Annotated in this window: 17 protein-coding genes and 1 tRNA gene; 11 read left to right on the top strand and 7 right to left on the bottom strand. The window is 67.2% G+C overall.

Annotated features, from left to right (window positions below; all coding sequences use genetic code 11):
- Positions 1-251 precede the first annotated feature (251 nt).
- From BW991_RS07790 to grxD, 9 genes are all read left to right on the top strand, one after another.
- Positions 252-893 (top strand): response regulator transcription factor, encoded by a 642-nt coding sequence (locus BW991_RS07790; protein ID WP_244551646.1) that lies wholly within the window; start codon positions 252-254, stop codon positions 891-893.
- Entirely contained in the window at positions 868-2,349 is a 1,482-nt protein-coding gene (locus tag BW991_RS07785; protein WP_076601521.1) for a sensor histidine kinase, read from the top strand. The genes BW991_RS07790 and BW991_RS07785 overlap by 26 nt, the downstream gene beginning before the upstream one ends.
- 131 nt (positions 2,350-2,480) lie before the next feature.
- Positions 2,481-2,789 (top strand): DUF485 domain-containing protein, encoded by a 309-nt coding sequence (locus BW991_RS07780; RefSeq protein WP_076601520.1) that lies wholly within the window; start codon positions 2,481-2,483, stop codon positions 2,787-2,789.
- Entirely contained in the window at positions 2,786-4,501 is a 1,716-nt protein-coding gene (locus BW991_RS07775; RefSeq protein ID WP_076601519.1) for a cation acetate symporter, read from the top strand. Before BW991_RS07780 ends, BW991_RS07775 begins: the two co-directional genes overlap by 4 nt.
- Positions 4,502-4,657: 156 nt before the next feature.
- A tRNA-Phe gene (locus tag BW991_RS07770) sits at positions 4,658-4,733 on the top strand.
- Positions 4,734-4,878: 145 nt separating this feature from the next.
- A complete protein-coding gene (hemA, locus tag BW991_RS07765) occupies positions 4,879-6,132 on the top strand; it encodes a glutamyl-tRNA reductase (protein ID WP_076601518.1) in 1,254 nt (417 codons plus the stop codon).
- Between the two features lie 59 nt (positions 6,133-6,191).
- A complete protein-coding gene (gene prfA / locus BW991_RS07760; protein WP_076601517.1) occupies positions 6,192-7,271 on the top strand; it encodes a peptide chain release factor 1 in 1,080 nt (359 codons plus the stop codon).
- Between the two features lie 45 nt (positions 7,272-7,316).
- Positions 7,317-8,171, top strand: coding sequence for a peptide chain release factor N(5)-glutamine methyltransferase (gene prmC / locus BW991_RS07755; RefSeq protein ID WP_076601693.1), 855 nt, complete (start codon positions 7,317-7,319; stop codon positions 8,169-8,171).
- A gap of 97 nt (positions 8,172-8,268) precedes the next feature.
- Positions 8,269-8,589, top strand: coding sequence for a Grx4 family monothiol glutaredoxin (gene grxD, locus BW991_RS07750; protein WP_076601516.1), 321 nt, complete (start codon positions 8,269-8,271; stop codon positions 8,587-8,589).
- Positions 8,590-8,632: 43 nt separating this feature from the next.
- On the opposite strand, the gene BW991_RS07745 is transcribed toward grxD, so the two are convergent.
- The 6 genes from BW991_RS07745 to argH form a co-directional block, all read right to left on the bottom strand.
- Positions 8,633-9,730, bottom strand: a complete 1,098-nt coding sequence (locus BW991_RS07745; protein WP_076601515.1) for a nucleotidyltransferase domain-containing protein — start codon at positions 9,728-9,730, stop codon at positions 8,633-8,635.
- Between the two features lie 4 nt (positions 9,731-9,734).
- Positions 9,735-10,598 (bottom strand): HprK-related kinase A, encoded by an 864-nt coding sequence (locus tag BW991_RS07740; RefSeq protein ID WP_084205002.1) that lies wholly within the window; start codon positions 10,596-10,598, stop codon positions 9,735-9,737.
- A gap of 36 nt (positions 10,599-10,634) precedes the next feature.
- Positions 10,635-10,922, bottom strand: a complete 288-nt coding sequence (locus BW991_RS07735) for a hypothetical protein (RefSeq protein WP_076601513.1) — start codon at positions 10,920-10,922, stop codon at positions 10,635-10,637.
- A gap of 25 nt (positions 10,923-10,947) precedes the next feature.
- Entirely contained in the window at positions 10,948-11,700 is a 753-nt protein-coding gene (locus BW991_RS07730; protein WP_076601512.1) for a hypothetical protein, read from the bottom strand.
- A 272-nt stretch (positions 11,701-11,972) separates the two neighbouring features.
- On the bottom strand, positions 11,973-13,253 hold the full coding sequence (locus tag BW991_RS07725; RefSeq protein ID WP_076601511.1) for a serine/threonine protein kinase: 1,281 nt from the start codon (positions 13,251-13,253) through the stop codon (positions 11,973-11,975).
- Between the two features lie 13 nt (positions 13,254-13,266).
- Positions 13,267-14,685 (bottom strand): argininosuccinate lyase, encoded by a 1,419-nt coding sequence (gene argH, locus BW991_RS07720; protein WP_076601510.1) that lies wholly within the window; start codon positions 14,683-14,685, stop codon positions 13,267-13,269.
- A gap of 167 nt (positions 14,686-14,852) precedes the next feature.
- On the opposite strand from argH, the gene BW991_RS07715 reads away from it, so the two are divergent.
- Positions 14,853-15,617 carry a LytR/AlgR family response regulator transcription factor gene (locus BW991_RS07715; RefSeq protein ID WP_076601509.1) on the top strand — a complete coding sequence of 255 codons (765 nt, stop codon included), beginning with the start codon at positions 14,853-14,855 and terminating at the stop codon, positions 15,615-15,617.
- A 15-nt stretch (positions 15,618-15,632) separates the two neighbouring features.
- Here the strand turns inward: BW991_RS07715 and ppc are convergent, their stop codons facing one another.
- The gene (ppc, locus tag BW991_RS07710; protein ID WP_076601508.1) at positions 15,633-18,380 is read right to left on the bottom strand and encodes a phosphoenolpyruvate carboxylase; all 2,748 of its coding nucleotides are present in this window, start codon (positions 18,378-18,380) and stop codon (positions 15,633-15,635) included.
- A 167-nt stretch (positions 18,381-18,547) separates the two neighbouring features.
- On the opposite strand from ppc, the gene hemC reads away from it, so the two are divergent.
- Positions 18,548-19,495: a hydroxymethylbilane synthase gene (gene hemC, locus BW991_RS07705; protein ID WP_076601507.1), complete on the top strand. Its 948-nt coding sequence runs from the start codon at positions 18,548-18,550 to the stop codon at positions 19,493-19,495.
- Positions 19,496-19,504 lie beyond the last annotated feature (9 nt).

The following is a 19,504-nucleotide window of genomic DNA, read 5'->3' as shown; positions in this document are numbered from 1 at the left end:
ACGGGCCTCGATGCGCGGTCGCGCTCGAAGCGTGTGATAATCGGCGGGAGTACAAAAAAAGGCGGTCGGGAGTTTCCGGCGAAGTCAGCCGAAAGCTCCCGGGAGCGGGCGCGCTGGCGGCGCGGCCATTCCTCTGACCGGGTAAAGGAGAACAGCGGGTGTAAATCTAGGCGCCCCCGCTTACACGTAACTTACATCCTGATTCCATGCGGATTCTGCTTGCGGAAGATGATGCCGTCATCGCTGACGGTTTGTGTCGCGCACTTCGGCGTGGCGGCTTTGCGGTCGATCATGTGGCTTCCGGCATCGAGGCGGATACCGCGCTGGCATCGCAGCCCTATGATCTGGTGATCCTCGATCTGGGTTTGCCGCGCCTTCCCGGTATCGAGGTCCTGAAACGCCTGAGAGCGCGCAAGTCGACCATCCCCGTGCTGATTCTCACCGCCCAGGACGGCGTCGAGGACCGTGTGCGCGGCCTCGATGCCGGCGCCGACGACTACCTCACGAAGCCTTTCGCGCTGCCGGAACTGGAGGCGCGCGTGCGCGCGCTCACCCGTCGCGGCACCGGCCAGGCCCGCTGCATCGAGGTCGGCAGCCTCTCCTACGATCAGGCCGACCACGTCGTGAAGATCAACGGCCAGGTGGTCGAATTCTCCGCGCGCGAGATCGGCTTGCTGGAAGTGTTCGTCCTGCGGGTGGGGCGCCTCGTCAGCAAGGACCAGCTCGTCGATCACCTGTGCGGCTGGGGCGAGGAAGTGTCGAGCAACGCGATCGAGGTGTACGTCCATCGTCTGCGCAAGAAGCTCGAGGACAGCGGCGTGCGCATCGTGACGGTGCGCGGGCTCGGGTACTGCCTGGAAACGGTGGATGCTGGGCAGGCGGCGAAAGCCTGACAAGACGGCGACGGGCGGACGCTCGTCGACGCAGCCGAACTCGCTGTTCGGCGAGATCCTCGACTGGATGCTCGCGCCGCTGCTGTTCCTGTGGCCGATCTCCATCATCGTCACGCATAACGTCGCCGACAACATCGCCAACCAGCCCTATGACCGCGCGCTCGCCGACAGTGTGCGCGCGCTGGCGCGCCTGGTGTCGGTGGAGGAGGGCAGGGTCGCGGTGCATTTTCCCGCGCCGCCGCGGGCACTGTTCCGGGCCGACCAGGACGACGTCGTCTACTATCAGGTCGCGCACGAGGGGGGTGACCTCATCACCGGGGATCGCGAAATCGGCTGGACGCCGGCGCCTCCGATCCTGATTCCCGAGGACGTGCTGTACCGTGATGACGTCATTCACGGCGAGGAGGTGCGCATCGCCTACCAGTTCCTGCGTCCCTGGCCCGAACCCGTCAGTCCCCTCGTGCTCGTGCAGGTCGCCGAGACCCGCAACAAGCGCAGCGACCTCGCCTCGCGCGTCGTCACCGGCGTGCTGCTGCCGCAGTTTGCCATCATCCCGCTCGCGGTCGTGCTGGTGTGGGTGGGGCTCACGCGCGGCATCGCGCCGCTCAACCGCCTGCAGAGCCTGATCCGCCGCCGCCGTCCCACGGATCTCTCGCCGATCGCGGCCGCGAGCGTTCCCGAGGAAGTGCGCCCGTTGATCGTCGCCTTCAACGACATGATGGCCCGCCTCGAGGAAAACCTTCAGGCCCAGCAGCGCTTCATCGCCGACGCCGCGCACCAGATGCGCACGCCGCTTACCGGGCTGCGCATGCAAACCGAACTCGCGCTGCAGGAATCCGATCCGGTCGCGCTGCGCGAGTCGCTGTCACGTATCGCCCAGAGCACGGAACGCGCTAGCCACCTCATCAACCAACTGCTGTCGCTCGCACGTGCCGAGGCGAGCTTCGAGAAGCTCTATGCGGTGGAAACCATGGATCTGCGCGCGCTGGTGCGCGACGTGGCGCTGGATCTGTTTCCCCGCGCCCAGGCGAAGAACATCGACCTCGGCGTGGAGGGCGGCTCGGACCCGCTGACGGTCGAGGGCAACCCGGTGCTGTTGCGCGAGATGATCAAGAATCTCGTCGATAATGCGATCAAGTACACGCCCGCGGGCGGCAGCGTCACGGCAAACACGCGTTACGCCGGCGCGCCGATCCTGGAAGTCGAGGATACCGGCGTCGGCATCCCCGAAGCCGACCGCGAGCGCGTGTTCGAACGCTTCTACCGCGTGCTCGGCAGCGGTGAGGACGGCTCCGGCCTGGGGCTGCCGATCGTGCGCGAGATCGCCGAACTGCATCGTGCGACCGTCACGCTCAATCCCAATCCCGCCGGTCGTGGCACGATCGTGCAGGTCGTCTTCCCGCGCGGCCATGTCCCGCCGCCGATCCAGGTGTACGGCGACTTCCCGCTCGGCTAGGCGTCAGCAGCGGCCGCCTTGCGGCCTGGGGCACCCTTGTAAGCGCTCGTAAGGGCGTCGTAAGTCTCCCGCACTAAGCTTGCTGCAACCGGAGAAAAATCCCGGCTGACCACCGCTTTAAGGAGGGAGACATGCAAAACGATATGGTGACAAAAATCGTCGCCAACCCGAAGTACCAGAAGCTCGTGAGCACCCGCTCTTCGTTCGGCTGGATTCTGACGGCGATCATGATGGTCGTGTACTACGGCTATATCGCGGTCATCGCGTTCAACAAGGGCCTGTTCGCACAGCGCCTCGGCGACGGCGTCATGACCGTGGGCATTCCCGTCGGTCTCGGCGTGATCCTGTTTACGATCGTCATCACCGGCATCTACGTCCGTCGCGCGAACTCCGAGTTCGATGCGCTGACCCAGGACATCGTCAAGGAGAGCAGCAAATGAGCGGCCGCTACATGAAACTCGGCGGCGGGCTCGCGCTCGCCCTGGCGGCGGGCGTCGCCCTGGCCGCGGGCGCTGACCTCGGTCAGGCCGAAAAGCAGGCGACCAACTGGACCGCGATCATCATGTTCGCGGTGTTCGTGGCCGGCACGCTGTGGATCACCAAGTGGGCTGCAGCCAAGACCAAGTCGGCGGCCGACTTCTACACCGCCGGCGGCGGCATCACCGGCTTCCAGAACGGCCTGGCGATTGCCGGCGACTACATGTCGGCAGCGTCCTTCCTCGGTATTTCCGCCGCGGTCATGGCCAACGGCTACGACGGCCTGATCTACTCGATCGGCTTCCTCGTCGGCTGGCCCGTCATCACCTTCCTGATGGCTGAACGCCTGCGCAACCTCGGCAAGTTCACCTTCGCCGACGTCGCCGCGTACCGCTTCAAGCAGACCCCGATCCGCGCCTTTGCGGCGTCGGGTACGCTGGTCGTCGTGGCGTTCTACCTGATCGCGCAGATGGTCGGTGCCGGCCAGCTGATCAAGCTGCTGTTCGGCCTCGAGTACTGGATGGCGGTCGTCATCGTCGGCGCGCTGATGATGGTGTACGTGCTGTTCGGCGGTATGACCGCAACCACCTGGGTGCAGATCATCAAGGCCTGCCTGCTGCTCGCCGGCGCGTCCTTCATGGCCTTCATGGTGCTGCTCGCCTACGGTTTCTCGCCCGAGGCACTGTTCGCCGATGCCGTGCGGATCAAGGCCGAAGTCGCCGTCAAGGGTGGCAAGACCGTGGAAGAGGCCGGCATTCTCGGCCAGGCGATCATGGGGCCCGGCTCCTTCATCAAGGACCCGATCTCCGCGATCTCCTTCGGCATGGCGCTGATGTTCGGTACCGCCGGCCTGCCGCACATCCTGATGCGCTTCTTCACCGTGCCGGATGCCAAGGAAGCGCGCAAGTCGGTGTTCTGGGCGACCACCTGGATCGGCTACTTCTACATCCTCACCTTCATCATCGGCTTCGGTGCGATCGTGCTGGTGTCGACCAACCCGCAGTTCCTCGATGCGAAGGGCCTGATCGGCGGTGGCAACATGGCCGCTATCCACCTCGCCAACGCGGTCGGCGGCAACGTCTTCCTCGGCTTCATCTCCGCGGTTGCGTTCGCTACGATTCTCGCGGTGGTGGCCGGTCTGACGCTGTCGGGCGCTTCGGCGGTCTCGCACGACCTCTACGCCACGGTGTTCAAGCACGGCAACGCCGACTCGGCGTCCGAGCTGCGCGTCTCGCGCATGACGACGGTCGCGCTGGGCATCATCGCGGTCATCCTCGGCATCGCGTTCGAGAAGCAGAACATCGCCTTCATGGTGTCCCTGGCCTTCGCGATCGCTGCTTCGGCCAACTTCCCGGTGCTGTTCATGTCGGTGCTGTGGAAGGACTGCACGACCCGCGGCGCGTGCTGGGGCGGTTTCCTCGGCCTGATCACCGCGGTGGTGCTGACGGTCGTGTCGCCGTCGGTGTGGGAGGCTACGCTCGGCAATCCGAAGGGTTCGGCGCTGTTCCCCTACACCTCGCCGGCGCTCTTCTCGATGGCCGCGGGCTTCATCGGCATCTGGCTGTTCTCGATCCTCGACAACAGCGCGCGTGCCAAGGAAGACCGTGCGGGTTACCTCGCGCAGAAGGTGCGTTCGGAAACCGGCATCGGCGCGGAAGGCGCTTCCGGCCACTAAGATCCGCGACGCCGCCGGCCTTCGGGCCGGTGGCCGGGCGAATGATTCGGGGCAGCCACGGCTGCCCCATGTTTTTTGCGTATTCGCGATATTTCAGCGTCGTGAAGAAAATATGTTTGACACTCCGCTGAGAGCCGCTATAATGCGCGCTTCACCGGCCAGGTAGCTCAGTTGGTAGAGCAGCGGATTGAAAATCCGCGTGTCGGCGGTTCGATTCCGTCCCTGGCCACCAGTATCAGAAAACGGGCCGGTTCCATCCGGCCCGTTTTCGTTTACGTTGCGATATCTGCAACAGAAACGTCTGATTCCGCGCAATATTGCAGCGATTTTCGCGGTGCTATAATCCGCCGGATTAAGCTCTCCATTTGCGACCGCGCATGCAACTTTATGCTCTTGGCTTGAACCATCACACCGCCCCGCTCAGCATCCGGGAGCGGGTGGCGTTTCAGCCCGAGCGGCTGGACGATGCCCTGCACGACCTGACGCATGCGCGCACGGTGCGTGAGGCCGCGATCCTGTCGACCTGCAATCGCACCGAGCTGTACTTCGCCACCGAGCAGCCGCAGCACGCGGCCGACTGGCTGGCGCGCTTCCACCAGATGTCCCTCAAGGAAGTGTCGCCCTACCTCTATTCCTATCCTCAGCGCGACGCGATCCGCCACGTGTTCCGCGTCGCCAGCGGCCTCGACTCGATGGTGCTGGGCGAGCCGCAGATCCTCGGTCAGGTCAAGGACGCGGCGCGCCGGGCGGAAGAGGCGGGGACGATGGGTACCCTGCTGCACAAGCTGTTCCAGAACACCTTCGCGGTTGCCAAGGAAGTGCGCTCGACGACGGCGATCGGCGCCAACATCGTGTCGATGGCCGCGGCGGCGGTGCACCTGTCCGAGCGCATTTTCGAGCGCATCGCCGAGCAGCGCGTGCTGTTCATCGGTGCAGGCGAGATGATCGAGCTGTGCGCCGCGCATTTCGCCGGCGCAACCCCCAGGGAAATGGTCGTCGCCAACCGTACCGAGGCGCGCGCCCAGGTCGTCGCGAGCCGCTTCGGCGCCCAGGTGATGCGGCTGGATGCGATCGGCGACGTGCTGCCGCAATTCGACGTCGTGGTGTCCTGTACGGCCAGCCCGCTGCCGATCGTCGGTCTCGGCATGGTCGAGCGGGCGATCAAGGCGCGCCGGCACAAGCCGATGGTGATGGTCGACCTTGCCGTGCCGCGCGACATCGAAGCCGAGGTCGGAGCGCTGGACGACGTCTTCCTGTACACGGTCGACGACCTTGCCCAGGTGGTCGACGCCGGCCTCGAATCGCGCCAGCAGGCGGTGATCGAGGCCGAGGAGATCATCAACACGCGCGTGGATGGATTCCTGCACTGGATGCAGGCGCGCGATGCCGTACCGACGATCAAGGCGCTGCGCCAACACGCCGAGATGTTGCGCGCCGTCGAGCTCGAGCGCGCAAGCAAGCTGCTCGCGAAGGGCGAGGATCCGCACAAGGTGCTCGATGCCCTGAGCCACGGCCTGATCAACAAGCTGATGCACGGCCCGACCCGCTTCCTCAATCAATCCGAGGGCGAGCAGCAGGCCGACGCCGCGCGCGTGGTGCAGCAGCTCTTCAACCTCAATTCGCACGACTAGGCGAGCGCGCGCCCGCAGCGGGCGCGCAAGCCGCCGTCGTGCTCCCCTCCCGGTTCCCGATGAAGCAGAGCATCCGCGAAAAGCTCGATTTCCTGAGCAGTCGACTGGCCGAACTGGACCGCGAACTCGCCTCCGAGGATGCCGCGCGCGACATGGACGCCTTCCGCGCGCTCGGGCGCGAGCGCGCGGAGATCGAGCCGGTCGTGGCCCTGTACGAGGCATGGCGCAAGACGGAGAGCGATGCGGCGAGCGCCCGCGACATGCTTGCCGATGCGGAGATGCGCGAGCTCGCGGAAACGGAGCTGGAGGCCTGTGCGGAGCGGATTGCGGCGCTGGAGGATGAACTGCAGCGTGCACTGCTGCCGCGCGACCCGGACGACGAGCGCAACCTGTTCCTCGAGATCCGCGCCGGGACCGGCGGCGACGAGGCGGCGCTGTTCGCCGGCGACCTGCTGCGCATGTATACGCGCTACGCGGAACGTCAGCGCTGGAAGGTCGAGATCGTGTCGGCGAGCGAATCGGATCTCGGCGGCTACAAGGAAGTCATCGTGCGCGTGGTCGGCGCAGGCGCGTATTCGAAACTGAAGTTCGAATCCGGCGGACATCGGGTGCAGCGGGTGCCGGCGACGGAGACGCAGGGGCGCATCCACACGTCCGCCTGCACGGTCGCGGTGATGCCGGAGGCCGACGAGCTCGAGGCCGTCAACATCAACCCGGCGGATCTGCGCATCGACACCTTCCGTGCGAGCGGCGCGGGCGGGCAGCACATCAACAAGACCGATTCGGCGGTGCGCATCACCCATCTGCCCACGGGCATCGTCGTCGAATGCCAGGACGACCGCTCGCAGCACCGCAACAAGGCGCAGGCGATGTCGGTGCTGGCGGCGCGCATCCACGACATGCAGCTGCGCGCGCAGCAGGCGCGCGAGGCTGCGACGCGCAAGAGCCTCGTCGGCAGCGGCGACCGCTCGGAGCGCATCCGCACCTACAACTTTCCGCAGGGCCGCGTCACCGATCACCGCATCAACCTCACGCTGTACAAGCTGGACGCGGTGATGGAGGGCGAGATCGACGAGCTGCTCGGCGCGCTCACGGCGGAACATCAGGCCGAACTGCTGGCGGCGCTCGCCGGTGAGTGAGATGGCCGCGCCGCGATTGTCGAATTCGCCCTGGTGGAGGCGCTGATGGATACGCCCGACGCGGCGCCGGACATCGCCGGCGCGCTCAACTGGGCGCGTGCCCGCATCGCCGTCGTCGATGCGCGGGTGCTGCTGCGCCATGTGCTGCAATGTTCGGCGGCGCGGCTCGCCGCCTATCCGGAGGCACGGCTCGACGAGCGCGAATGGGCGGAATTCCGCAGCCTGATCGAGCGTCGCGAGGCCGGCGAACCGGTGGCCTACCTGATCGGCGAACGCGAGTTCTACGGGCGTCCCTTCATGGTCGGCCCGGCGGTGCTGATCCCGCGACCGGACACCGAGCTGCTGATAGAGCTGGCGCTGGCGCATTTCGGCGACAAGCCGCGCACGCGGATCCTCGACCTGGGCACGGGCAGCGGAGCGCTGGCCGTGACGCTGGCGCTCGAACTGCCCGACGCGGACGTGACGGCGGTGGATCGTTCCCGCGAGGCTTTGCTGGTCGCGATGGCCAATGCCGCGCGCCTCAAGGCGAGTGTGTCCTTCGTGCTCGGCGACTGGTTTTCGCAGCTGGGGGGCGACCGCTACCAGCTGATCGTGGCCAACCCTCCGTATGTTGCGGCGGGCGACCCGCATCTGGGCGAGGGCGACGTGCGCTTCGAACCGGGGACCGCGCTGGCCGCGGGGCCCCAGGGGCTGGACGACCTCGCGGCGATCGCTGCACAGGCGCCGCGCCACCTGGAGCCGGGCGGCTGGCTCTTCATGGAGCATGGCTACGATCAGGCGGCGGCCGTGCGCGGCCTGCTCACCGACGCGGGATTCTCGTCGATCACGTCATGGAAGGATCTCGGCGGCATCGAACGCGTGTCGGGCGGCCAGTGGCTGGGACGCGGCGAGCCGCGCTGAGTGGGTGCCGCAGTTTGGCCGCAGTTTGGCTATTGACGGGCGCAGCGGCAATCCCTAGAATTTCCTGAGTTAATTACTCAACTTTTGGAACGGCAACATGGACATCCAGAACGTCATCCGCGAGCAGGTCACCAACAACTCGGTCGTGCTCTACATGAAGGGCACGCCCCAGTTTCCGATGTGCGGCTTTTCCGCGACGGCCGTGCAGATCCTCAAGAACCTGGGCGTGACCGATCTGTTCTCGGTGAACGTGCTCGAGAACGAAGACATCCGCAACGGCATCAAGGAATACGCCAACTGGCCGACGATTCCGCAGCTCTACATCAAGGGCGAGTTCGTCGGTGGCTGCGACATCATGCGCGAGATGTACGAGAACGGCGAACTGAAGACGATGCTCGGCGAAGCCGGCGTCAAGTAATCCGATTCGTCCGGTGCGGCGTCCGGCCGCGCAGGGATTGAGATCAGGCCCGCCCTTCGACGGCGGGCTCGTCTTTTTTGAGCCGTGCAATCGACTTGTGCGCGAGGTGGCGCAGCAGGAGATGCGGCGGCATCCGCAGCCAATGGGCGCGGACGTAGATCGCGAAGCGGGCGAGCATGGCTGCGGGACTTTCGGTCGCCTCGTTCTCGGGGCGGATCGCGGTCGTGTACAGCATCGTCAACAGGCGCGAGGCCGGCCCGCCCGCGGCATTTCGCATGTCCGCAAGCACAGGCGGCGGAATCGGGCTGTCGAGCAGGTGTGCGGCAAGGTGCAGGCCGAATGCGACCGGCGCGACGACATCGAGCGTGCGTGAGGCGTCGACGACGCGCTGCCAGAAATCCGCTTCGTTGGCACCCGTGCGCAGCAGCCCGTCGATGTCGAACAGGTCGCGCAGGCCGTTGTGGAGTTCGCCTTCGTGCAGCAGGTGCACGATGCTGTGGATCAGCAGGTGTTCGGGGCGCGGGATGCGGACGGCGGGCAGGTCGGGCAGTGCGGATGCGGCCCGGATGATCGTCTCGGCGTCGGGGTTGTGCCGTGACGTGAGCGGCAGGATCGTGTGATGGACGTCGAGCACGGTGCCGCGTCGCACGCTCACCATCGGCGGCAACTCGTGCATCCACGTGCGGTAGTAGCGCTGGTCGTAGGGCGAGGTCTTGGCCGACGCCCAGCCCGCCACCATCAGGCGCAACTCGACATCGCCGAGGGCGTGGTGCGGCACGAGGATGTCGATGTCGCCGAACAGGCGGCCGCGCCCGACGGGGTGGTCGGATACGGCATAGGCGGCCCCCTTCAGCAGTACCAGCGGGATGCCCAGACGGCACAGGGCACGCTGCAGTCCGTGCACTTCCCAGCGGACCGATTGCGTCTGGCGCCGGCTGAGCTGGCGTACGGCCGCCAGGTGTCGTGCGGCCTCGGGTGGGACCTCGATCCCGGCCGTAGCGACGCGTTCGGCGAGCAGGCCCGCAAGGTTCGCCGCGCGCGCACTCGCGACCAGTTCCGACCACGCGGCAAGGTCCAGCGCGCAAGCCTGCGTCGGCGTCTTGAGGATCGAAACCAGGCGTCTGCAGGCGGCCGATTGCATCGCATCAGCGTCCGGTGATGTCGCGCACCATCACCAGCGCCGTCTCGGTCGAATCGTAGGCGATGTCGAAGCAGCGTGCCTTGTCGAGCATGCCGCACAGTGCGTGAAATCCGGTGTCGCCCATGCGGTCGCGATTGAAGGATTGCTCCGCGATGCGTGCGAATGCCTCGGCGCGGCCGATTGCCTCGCAGCGGGGAGCGGATCCCGGCGTGAAGCGGGGGAAAATCACCCAGCGGCACCGCGCCTGCCGGGCGACTGTACGCGATGCCGCGGGGGGAGCCGCGTGGCTGATGGTGCCCTTGCGGGTGTCCGCGTAGCGGCGCCCGAGCCGGGCGCCCGGAAAGCGCGCAACGATGTCGATCGATTCGTTCTTGAGGCTGATCGGCCGCGGATTGGGTTGCAGGCTGCCGCTCTCGGGCGCGAGGATCGCCAGTTCGTCGGACAGCAGCTGCCACTGGTCGATGAAGGTCAGCGCCGCGCACAGCGTGCTCTTGCCCGCGCCCGGGGACCCCGGCATGACGAGCGCGTCGCCGTCGCGGGCGACGACCGCTGCGTGCATGACAAGGTAGCCGAGCGGTCGGGAGGCGAGGCACCAGTTGAGCCCCCATTCGAAGAGCGGGGCGGCCTGGCTGGCCGGCAGGGGCAGGAAGGGTTCCGTGTTATCGAGCAGGAAGCGCGCCTGCGGCCGGAGCCAGCGGCGCCATCCCGTTCCGTGGGCGATGCGGATGTCGAAATCGATGAAATTCCCCGTCCTTCCGGAGGGGCGCAGTGCGTCCGGGTAGAAGGTCTCGAGATGGTGGCGCACCGTGCCGAAAGGTGCGCGCAAACGCACCGTGACCGGGGCGAGGTAGAGGGTGACGTCGATCAATCCGTTAGCCAGCGCGCGTCGCGGAACGAGTTGCGCTCAAGTGTGCGCGAGAATCGATAGCTGCACCAGTTCATCGATCACGCGGCGGATCGTTGCTTCGCCGGAGTCGACGCCATCGAGCACGACCGCCTGTGTGCCGACGTGGCGGATCATGGCGGATGCGTCCGCCGGGCCGGCTTCGGTCGCGTGCCTGACGATTTCGCGCGCCAGCGGGGAGAGCAACCAGTAGTCGCCGGAATTGCTGTCGAACAGCACGCTCACGCCTTCGTCGCGCCACTGCGGCGAGAATACGAACGCCCGGCCGTGAAGGACGCTCAGCGTCATTGCATCCTTCAGGGGGAGGTCGTCTTCACTTTGTGGTCGAGTTTTGTTTCTTGCAGACATACAGCAGGGGCGATTCGGTGCCTGAGTATGTGGTCTTGATGTAGCTGATCACTTCCGCGGCGGTCAGCCCCATCGTACCCGTGCATGCGAGGCTGGACGGGCAATAGGTGCCGCCGCGGCGCAGGCTCTGCCACATTTCCTGGATGTGCCAGGATTTGATCGGATAGTCCGGGAGCAGATTCGTGTTGATCCAGGCGGCGATGAGGTGGCGCATCAGTTCGCAGTCGGACAAGGTCGCGAAATTCTGCGGAAATGCGAGGAACTCCCATATCCCCGTCGAGCTGGGGACGTCAGCGTCGGGGAGAACCGCGGAAACCAGGGCCCCCACGCTGTTCATGACGCTCCTGGGGTTCTGCGAGATATCCTGGCCGGTCTTGTACGAACTCCCGTCGACATCGAGCAATGCGACATTCTGCTTGAATCTCGGAGCGTCAACGTTGCCCCAGGACGAGAGATTGATCTGCAGTTTCCAGTCGGTGGGCGACAGGCCTGCGGAACACACCACCTCGCCTGCGTGGTGGCTCAGGTTGCCGCTGACCATCGCTGACGGGCTCAGGCAACTGATTTGACCGAGCGCCGATTTCGCCTGCACGGCCAGCAGCACACCCACGCCGCCGGCGCTCGCCCCGATGAAGCGACGACGCGAACCCGCGGACGGGGGCACCGAACTTCCTTCGGGCTGCCCTGCGAGGTTGCTGCCGCTCGATTCCGGGGTCATCCCCATTTTCTTCGTCCCTGATGGCGAGTTTCGACGCTCTTGCTTGTCTCATATCTTGGAGCACGATTCGTGCCGAATTGGCGTGTGCTCCAGGGTGCTGATAATTAATGGTTTCCTGTGATCCAGGCATGCCGGTTTCGGCGGGGTGTAAAAAAATCCGACGTTTGCCGGCCTAACCTCATGCGGCGCTATCCGTCGTCCTTAAGCTAGCCGACCGGCCCGTGCGCTTCAAGCACAAGGGCCTCCGCGCCGTGACCTTCGTCATGCGGGCGCTATACATTGGCGATGCGCGAATTGGCGAGCGACAGGCGTGTTGCGAGCACTTCGAGAAATCCCTGGTAGAAATGCATGCGCGTCGTATCGGATGCCCGGTCGAGGGCCGCGGCGTCGATCCGCAGGACCTGGAGGGGGGTCGCTGCCTCGACGGTGGCGGAACGCACCGAGCCTCCGGCGGCGAACAGGGACATCTCGCCGAAGCACTCGCCTTCGCTGAGGAGGTTGAGCAGGCGTCCCTGCTTCTTCACGCGCGCCTCGCCGGCGGCGATGAAACAGAAGTGGTCACCCGGTTCGCCCTCGCGGAATACGACCGTGCCCGGTTGCACCCGGGTCCAGCGCGACAGGCCGATCACCTCCCACAGTTCCACGTCGCTGAAGTTGCGGAAGAAGCTCAGGCGGCGCAGGGTCTGGAATTTCTCCGCGTCCGGAATGGGGGTGTGGATCGAAGCCGTGGCGCGGTTGCGGAAGGCCTGCGCCAGGTCGTGTGCGAATTCCGACCAGTCGCGGTAGCGGCGCTCGAGATCCTTGTCCATCGCGCGCCGGACGATGGCTTCCAGCGCGTCCGGGACGTCGGGCCGGATCGACGAAGGAGGAGGGGCGTCGTCGTGGGCGATGCTGTACAGCAGGCTGAACTGGTTTTCGGATTCGAACGGCAGCCGGCCCGTGAGCAGCTGGTACATCGCTACGCCGAGGGAGTAGATGTCCGTCTGCTGGTCGAGCGGCATCGCCCGCACCTGCTGCGGCGACATGTAGGCGGGCGAACCGACCGAGGCAATCTGCGTGCGGTCGCTCGCGACGTCGCAGGCGGCGCCGAAGTCGGAAATCTTGATGTCCTGGCCGTCGCGGGCGGTCAGCAGGATGTTTGCCGGCTTGATGTCGCGGTGGGTGATGCCGCGGCGGAATGCGTAGTCGAGCGCGCGGGTGCACTTGAAGATGATTTCGATCAGGCGATCGAACGGCAGCAGCGCATCGGGCGTGCAGAAATCCGCGAGCGTGCCGCCGCCGACGTATTCCATGACGATCCAGGCATCCTCGTCGTCGACGTGCGCATCGAAGGTGCGGACGATGTGGGGATGGATCAGCTTCCCGGCGAGCGCAACCTCGTTCATCAGGAGGTGGCGATAGATGTGTCCGCGTTGCGGATCTCGCAGGATCTCGGGATGGATGCGCTTGATCGCGACCTCGCGTCCGGCGAAGGGATCCCACGCGAGATGAACGGAACTGGTGGCGCCCGCCCCGAGCGGGCGCCGTACTTCGTATTTGCCGATCCGTTCCATCGGCGCCGGGCGGTCAGTCTTGCGAGCTGCGCGCCCGCGCGATCGCGGCGCGGACCTGCTCGGGCGCCGTGCCGCCGATGTGCTTGCGCGAAGCGAGCGAGCCTTCGACGGTGAGCACGGCGAAGACGTCGTCCTTCACGCGCTCGGCCGCGCCCGGCACATGCGCCATCGCCGCACGCAGCTCGTCGAGCGTGAACTGCGGCAGGTCGCAGCCCTTCACGTCGGCCGCGCGCACGGCGAGCGCGACCGCTTCGTGCGCGTCGCGGAAGGGCAGGCCGTTCTTGACCAGATAGTCGGCGAGGTCGGTCGCGGTCGCGTAGCCCTGCTTCAGCGCGTCGCGCATCGCGTCGGCCTTCACGCGGATGCCGGTGATCATGTCGGCGTAGATGCGCAGCGTGTCGATCACCGTGTCGGCGGTGTCGAACAGCGGTTCCTTGTCTTCCTGGTTGTCCTTGTTGTACGCGAGCGGCTGGCCCTTCATCAGCGTCAGCAGCGCGATCAGGCTGCCGTTGACGCGCCCGGTCTTGCCGCGCACCAGTTCGGGCACGTCCGGGTTCTTCTTCTGCGGCATGATCGAGCTGCCGGTGCAGAAGCGGTCGGCCAGGTCGATGAAGCCCACGCGCGGGCTCATCCACAGGATCAGCTCCTCGGAGAAGCGCGACAGGTGGGTCATCAGCAGCGCCGAGGCGGCGCAGAACTCGATCGCGAAGTCGCGGTCGCTGACGGCATCGAGCGAGTTGTAGCAGACCTCGTCGAAGCCCAGTTCCCGTGCGACGAACTCGCGGTCGATCGGGTAACTGGTGCCGGCCAGCGCGGCGCTGCCGAGCGGCAGGCGGTTGACGCGCTTGCGGCAGTCGGCGAAGCGCTCGGCGTCGCGGCGGCTCATTTCGTAGTAGGCCATCAGGTGGTGGCCGAAAGTCACCGGTTGGGCGACCTGCAGGTGCGTGAAGCCGGGCATCGCCGTCGCGGCGTTGGCCTCGGCGACGTCGAGCAGGTTCTTCTGGAAGTCGCCGATCAGCGCGAGGATCTGGTCGATCGCGTCGCGCAGCCACAGACGGATGTCGGTCGCGACCTGGTCGTTGCGGCTGCGGCCGGTGTGCAGGCGCTTGCCGGCATCGCCGACCAGCACTGTGAGGCGCTTTTCGATGTTGAGGTGCACATCCTCGTCGTCGAGGTTCCAGCCGAATTCGCCACGCTCGATCTCGCCGAGGATCTGCGTCATGCCACGCTCGATGTCGGCGAGGTCCTGTGCGCCGATGATGCCCTGGCGCGCGAGCATCTTCGCGTGCGCGAGCGAGCCGCGAATATCCTGGCGCGCCATGCGCTGGTCGAAGAACACCGAAGCGGTGTAGCGTTTGACGAGATCCGAGACCGGCTCGGTGAAGCGGCCCGACCAGGCCTTGGCCGGCTGCGAGGAAGTGGTGTCTGTCATAATGTCCGTCAGTGGTATGGCGCGGTCGGGTGCGGCCGTCGCGGGGCGGGGCGCCGGTTGTCGCTGGCGCCGCGCAAACAGGCCAAAATTATAAAGCAAAAGCCCCGCATGCCCTGGGCGCCGGTTCGCCGGCGGGGCGAGAGTCGCGGGGGCGGGGAGGTTCGTTGATGGAGTCGGCACAGGTCTTGCGCGTGGTGATCGTCGACGACGAGGCGCCGGCGCGTGCGCGCCTGCGCGACCTGCTCGGTGACATCGCACAGGAGCAGCCGACCGTCGTCGTCGGCGTCGCAGCCAATGGTGTCGAGGCACTGCGTCTGCTCGAGAGCGAAGCGGCGGATGTCGTGCTGGCCGACATCCGCATGCCGGTGATGGACGGCGTCGAACTCGCACGCCACCTCGGCCGCCTGGAGAAGCCCCCCGCCGTGATCTTCACGACGGCCTACGACGAGTACGCGGTGCAGGCCTTCGAACTGTCGGCGGTCGACTACCTGCTGAAGCCGGTGCGGGCGCAGCGCCTCGCCGATGCGCTGGCGAAGGTGCATCGGCGCCAGCCGCTGGCGGATGCGGCACTCGCCGCGCTGGCGCCCGGTGCGCGGCAGCATTTCAGCGTCAGCGAGCGCGGCCGCATCCTGCTGGTGCCGGTCGCGGACGTCCTGTTCCTGCGTGCGGAACTGAAGTACGTGACGGCACGCACGGCCGAGCGCGAATACCTGCTCGACGAGTCGCTGGTGCAACTGGAGCAGGAGTTCGCCGGCCGCTTTCTGCGCATCCACCGCAACTGCCTCGTCGCGCGCGCGGCCGTGGTCGGCGTGGAGCGCGCGGGCGAGCACGACGGGGAACCGCACTGGGACATCCTGCTGGCCGGGTTGCCCGAAGGCCTGCCGGTCAGCCGCCGGCAGTGGCCGGCAGTGAAGCAGACGCTGGGGATCTGAAGGCCGTTTCCCCCGTCAGCCGCTGTTCCGGAGCCCTGCGGCGACTCCGTTGATCGTGATGTGGATCCCGAGACGCACGCGCGCGTCGTCGTGGCCGTCGCGGTGGCGGCGCAGCAGTTCGACCTGTACGTGGTTGAGCGGGTCGAGGTAGGGGAAGCGGTTGCGGATCGAGCGCTTGAGCAGCGGGTTGTCGTCGAGGAGCTCCTTCTGGCCGGTGATCGCGAGCAGCGCGTCGATGGTGTCCTGCCATTCGGCACGGATGCGGCCGAAGATCGCGTCGCGCAAGGCCGGGTCCTTGACCAGGCCGGCGTAGCGCGAGGCGATCGCGAGGTCCGACTTCGCCAGCACCATGTCCATGTTCGACAGCAGCGTGGCGAAGAAGGACCACTCCTTGTACATCGCCTGCAGGCGCGCGAGGCCGTCGTCGGGATGGGTCGCGCGCCACGCCTTCACCGCCGCGCCGAAGCCGAACCAGCCGGGCAGCATCAGGCGGCACTGCGCCCAGCTGAACACCCACGGGATCGCGCGCAGGTCCTCGATGCGCGTACCCTTCTTGCGCGAGGCGGGGCGCGAGCCGATGTTGAGTTCGGCGATCTCGGAGATCACCGTCGACTCCCAGAAGTAGCGCTCGAAGCCCTCGGTCTCGTACACGAGTCCGCGATAGGCGGCGAAGGCCGCGTCCGACAGCGCCTGCATCGTGTCGAGGAATTCGGCACGCGGCGCGGGGGCGTTGTCCGACAGCAGGCTCGCTTCCAGCGTGGCGGCAACCAGCACCTCGAGGTTGCGGCGGCCGACTTCGGGGTTGTTGTACTTCGCGGCGATGACCTCGCCCTGCTCGGTGAGGCGGATGCGGCCCTGCACGGCGCCGCCGGGTTGCGCGAGGATGGCCTGGTAGCTCGGGCCGCCGCCGCGGCCGACGGAGCCGCCGCGGCCGTGGAAGAGGCGCAGGTGCAGGCCGTGCTTGGCGAACACTTCGACGAGCCCGATCTCGGCCTTGTACAGCGACCAGCCGGAGGTGAGGAAGCCGCCGTCCTTGTTGCTGTCGGAGTAGCCCAGCATGATCTCCTGCATCCGCTCGCGCGATTCCAGCAGGCTCATGTAGGCCGGCAGCGCGAACAGGCGGTCCATGACCGTCGGCGCGTTCGCGAGGTCCTCGATGGTCTCGAACAGCGGGATGATGTTCACGTCGAGCGCCTGCTCGTGCGGGCGCAGCAGGCCCGCTTCCTTCAACAGCAGCGCGAGCTCGAGGAGGTCCGAGACGTCGTCGGTCTTGGAGATGATGCAGTTCGTGATCGCCTCCTTGCCGAAGCGCAGGTGCGCGTTGCGCGCGGCGCGGAAGATCGCCAGCTCGCCCTCGGTCTCGTCCGAGTAGCGCACGTGCGGCGAGGCGAGCAGCCGCGGCGTGGCGAGTTCGGTGAGCAGCACCTCGCAGCGGTCGGTCTCGTCCAGCGCGCGGTAATCGGTGCCGGGCTGGGCGGTCGCCAGCAGCTCGGCGACGACGCGCTCGTGCACGTCGGAGTTCTGGCGCAGGTCGATCGGGGCGAGGTGGAAGCCGAACACGCGCACGGCACGGCGCAGCAGGCGCAGGCGGCCGCGCGCGAGGGCGGCCGAGCCGTTGGCGACTAGCGAGCGGTGGAGGATGTCGAGGTCCTCGGACAGTTCGTACGCGTTCAGGTAGGGCTCCGCTTGCGCGACCGCGTGGCGCGGCGGCTCGCTGCCGAGCAGCGTGCGGTGGGTCGCCGCAAGGCGCGCGTAGATGCCGGAGATCGCGCGCCGGTAAGGCTCGTCCTTGCGGTGCGGAGACCGGTCGGGCGAGCGCTCCGCCAGTCCGAGGAGCGCGTCGGAGGCGCTCACGAGGCCCGCTGCGAGCGACAGGCGCGCGCCGAGCGTGTGCAACTCGTCGAGGTAGAAACCGAGTACGGCGGCTGCCTGCATCGCGAGCGCGCGCTCGAGCACCTCGGCCGTGACGAAGGGGTTGCCGTCGCGGTCGCCGCCGATCCAGCTGCCCACGCGCAGGAAGGCGGGCAGTTCGAGCGCGCCCAGCGCCGGGTCGCGCTGCGCGAGCTGGTCTTCGAGGGCGGCGTAGAGGCGCGGCACTTCGCGCAGGAAGGTCGCGTCGAAGTACGACAGGCCGTTGGCCACCTCGTCGACCACCGACAGCTTGGCCGGGCGCAGCATGCGCGTCTGCCACAGGATGAGCACGGCGCGGCGCATGGCTTCGTCGCTGTGCTCGCGCTCCTCGGGCGTGAGCACCATGCGGTCGCGCCGGTCGAGCAGGCGGGCGATGTCGGTCTCGCAGTTGAGGATGCTCTTCCTCTGCACTTCGGTCGGGTGGGCCGTGAGCACCGGCGAGATCGCCGCGGTGTCGAAGAACGCGGCCAGCTCCGATGCCTCGTGGCCGCTGGCGAAGGCGCGTGCGAGGGCATGCGCGAGGCTGCCTTCGCGCGGCGCGGAGCCGGCGATGAGGTGGGCGCGGCTGCGCCGGATGTGGTGCTGGTCCTCGGCGATGTTGGCGAGGTGCGAGAAATAGCTGAACGCGCGCGCGACCTGGATCGTCTGTTCGCGCGACAGCGCATCGAGGATGCCTTCGAGCTCCTGGCGCGCGGCGCGGTCGTCGTTACGGCGGAAGCGCACCGAGGTCTGGCGGATGCGTTCGATGAGGCCGAACACGGCTTCGCCCTGCTGGTCGCGCACGGTGTCGCCGAGCATGCGGCCGAGCAGTCGGATGTCTTCGCGCAGTGGTGCGTCCTTGTCCTGGTTCATGATGTTTCCGTGGCGGTGTTGGGGTTCGGGGGGCGAGAGGCGTGCTCGGACGTCCATGCTAGAATGCTGTTTCGCTGCGGCGCCATTGGCGCGAACCCTGATGCTGCGACGCGGTATGTGCCGCGCCTGTCAGGATCCTAAATCATCTGTCGACGAGTCCGTTTACCGTGAGCGCAACTTCCGCCGAATTCACCCCGCCCGAACGCATCGTAATCGCCACCCGCGAAAGCCGGCTCGCGCTGTGGCAGGCCGAGCACGTCAAGGCCCGCCTCGAGGCGCTGTACCCCGGCTGCCGGGTCGAGCTGCTGGGCATGACGACCCGCGGCGACCAGATCCTCGACCGCCCGCTGGCCAAGGTCGGCGGCAAGGGCCTGTTCGTGAAGGAGCTCGAGGCGGCGCTGCTCGAAGGGCGCGCCGACATCGCCGTGCATTCGATGAAGGACGTGCCGATGCAGCTCGCCGAGCCCTTCGCGCTGCCCTGCATCTCCGAGCGCGAAGTGCCGCTCGACGCCTTCGTGTCGCCGCGTTACGCGAGCCTCGACGAACTGCCGCCGGGCGCCGTCGTGGGTACGTCCTCGCTGCGGCGCGAATCGCAGCTGCACGCGATGTATCCGATGCTCGCCGTGACCAGCCTGCGCGGCAACCTCGACACGCGTCTGCGCAAGCTCGACGAGGGGCAGTACGACGCGATCATCCTCGCCGCGGCGGGCCTCAAGCGCCTCGGCTTGGCCGACCGCATCCGCAGCGAGCTGCCGTCCGAAGTGTCGCTGCCGGCAGCCGGGCAGGGCGCGCTGGGCATCGAATGCCTCGCGAGCCGCAAGGACGTCGCCGCCTGGCTGGCGCCGCTCAACGACGCCGACACCTCCGCGTGCGTGCGCGCGGAACGCGCCGTATCGCGCGCGCTCGCCGGCAGCTGCGAAGTGCCGCTGGGCGCCTACGCGGAGATCCGTGCGGGCAAGCTGTGGCTGCGCGGGTTCGTCGCGCTGCCCGACGGCAGCCGCATCGTGCGCGCCGAGCTCGAAGGCAATCCCGCGGACTGCGAGACGCTGGGGCTGGCGCTGGCGGCCGACCTGCGCGAGCAGGGGGCCGAGGACATCCTCGCCCAGATCGGCTGAGGCCGGCCG

This window comes from Aromatoleum tolulyticum, assembly GCF_900156155.1.
GTDB classification, from domain to species: Bacteria; Pseudomonadota; Gammaproteobacteria; order Burkholderiales; family Rhodocyclaceae; genus Aromatoleum; species Aromatoleum tolulyticum.
The sequence above is the reverse complement of the archived record's forward strand: the minus strand, read 5'-3'. Positions and strand labels throughout refer to the sequence as shown.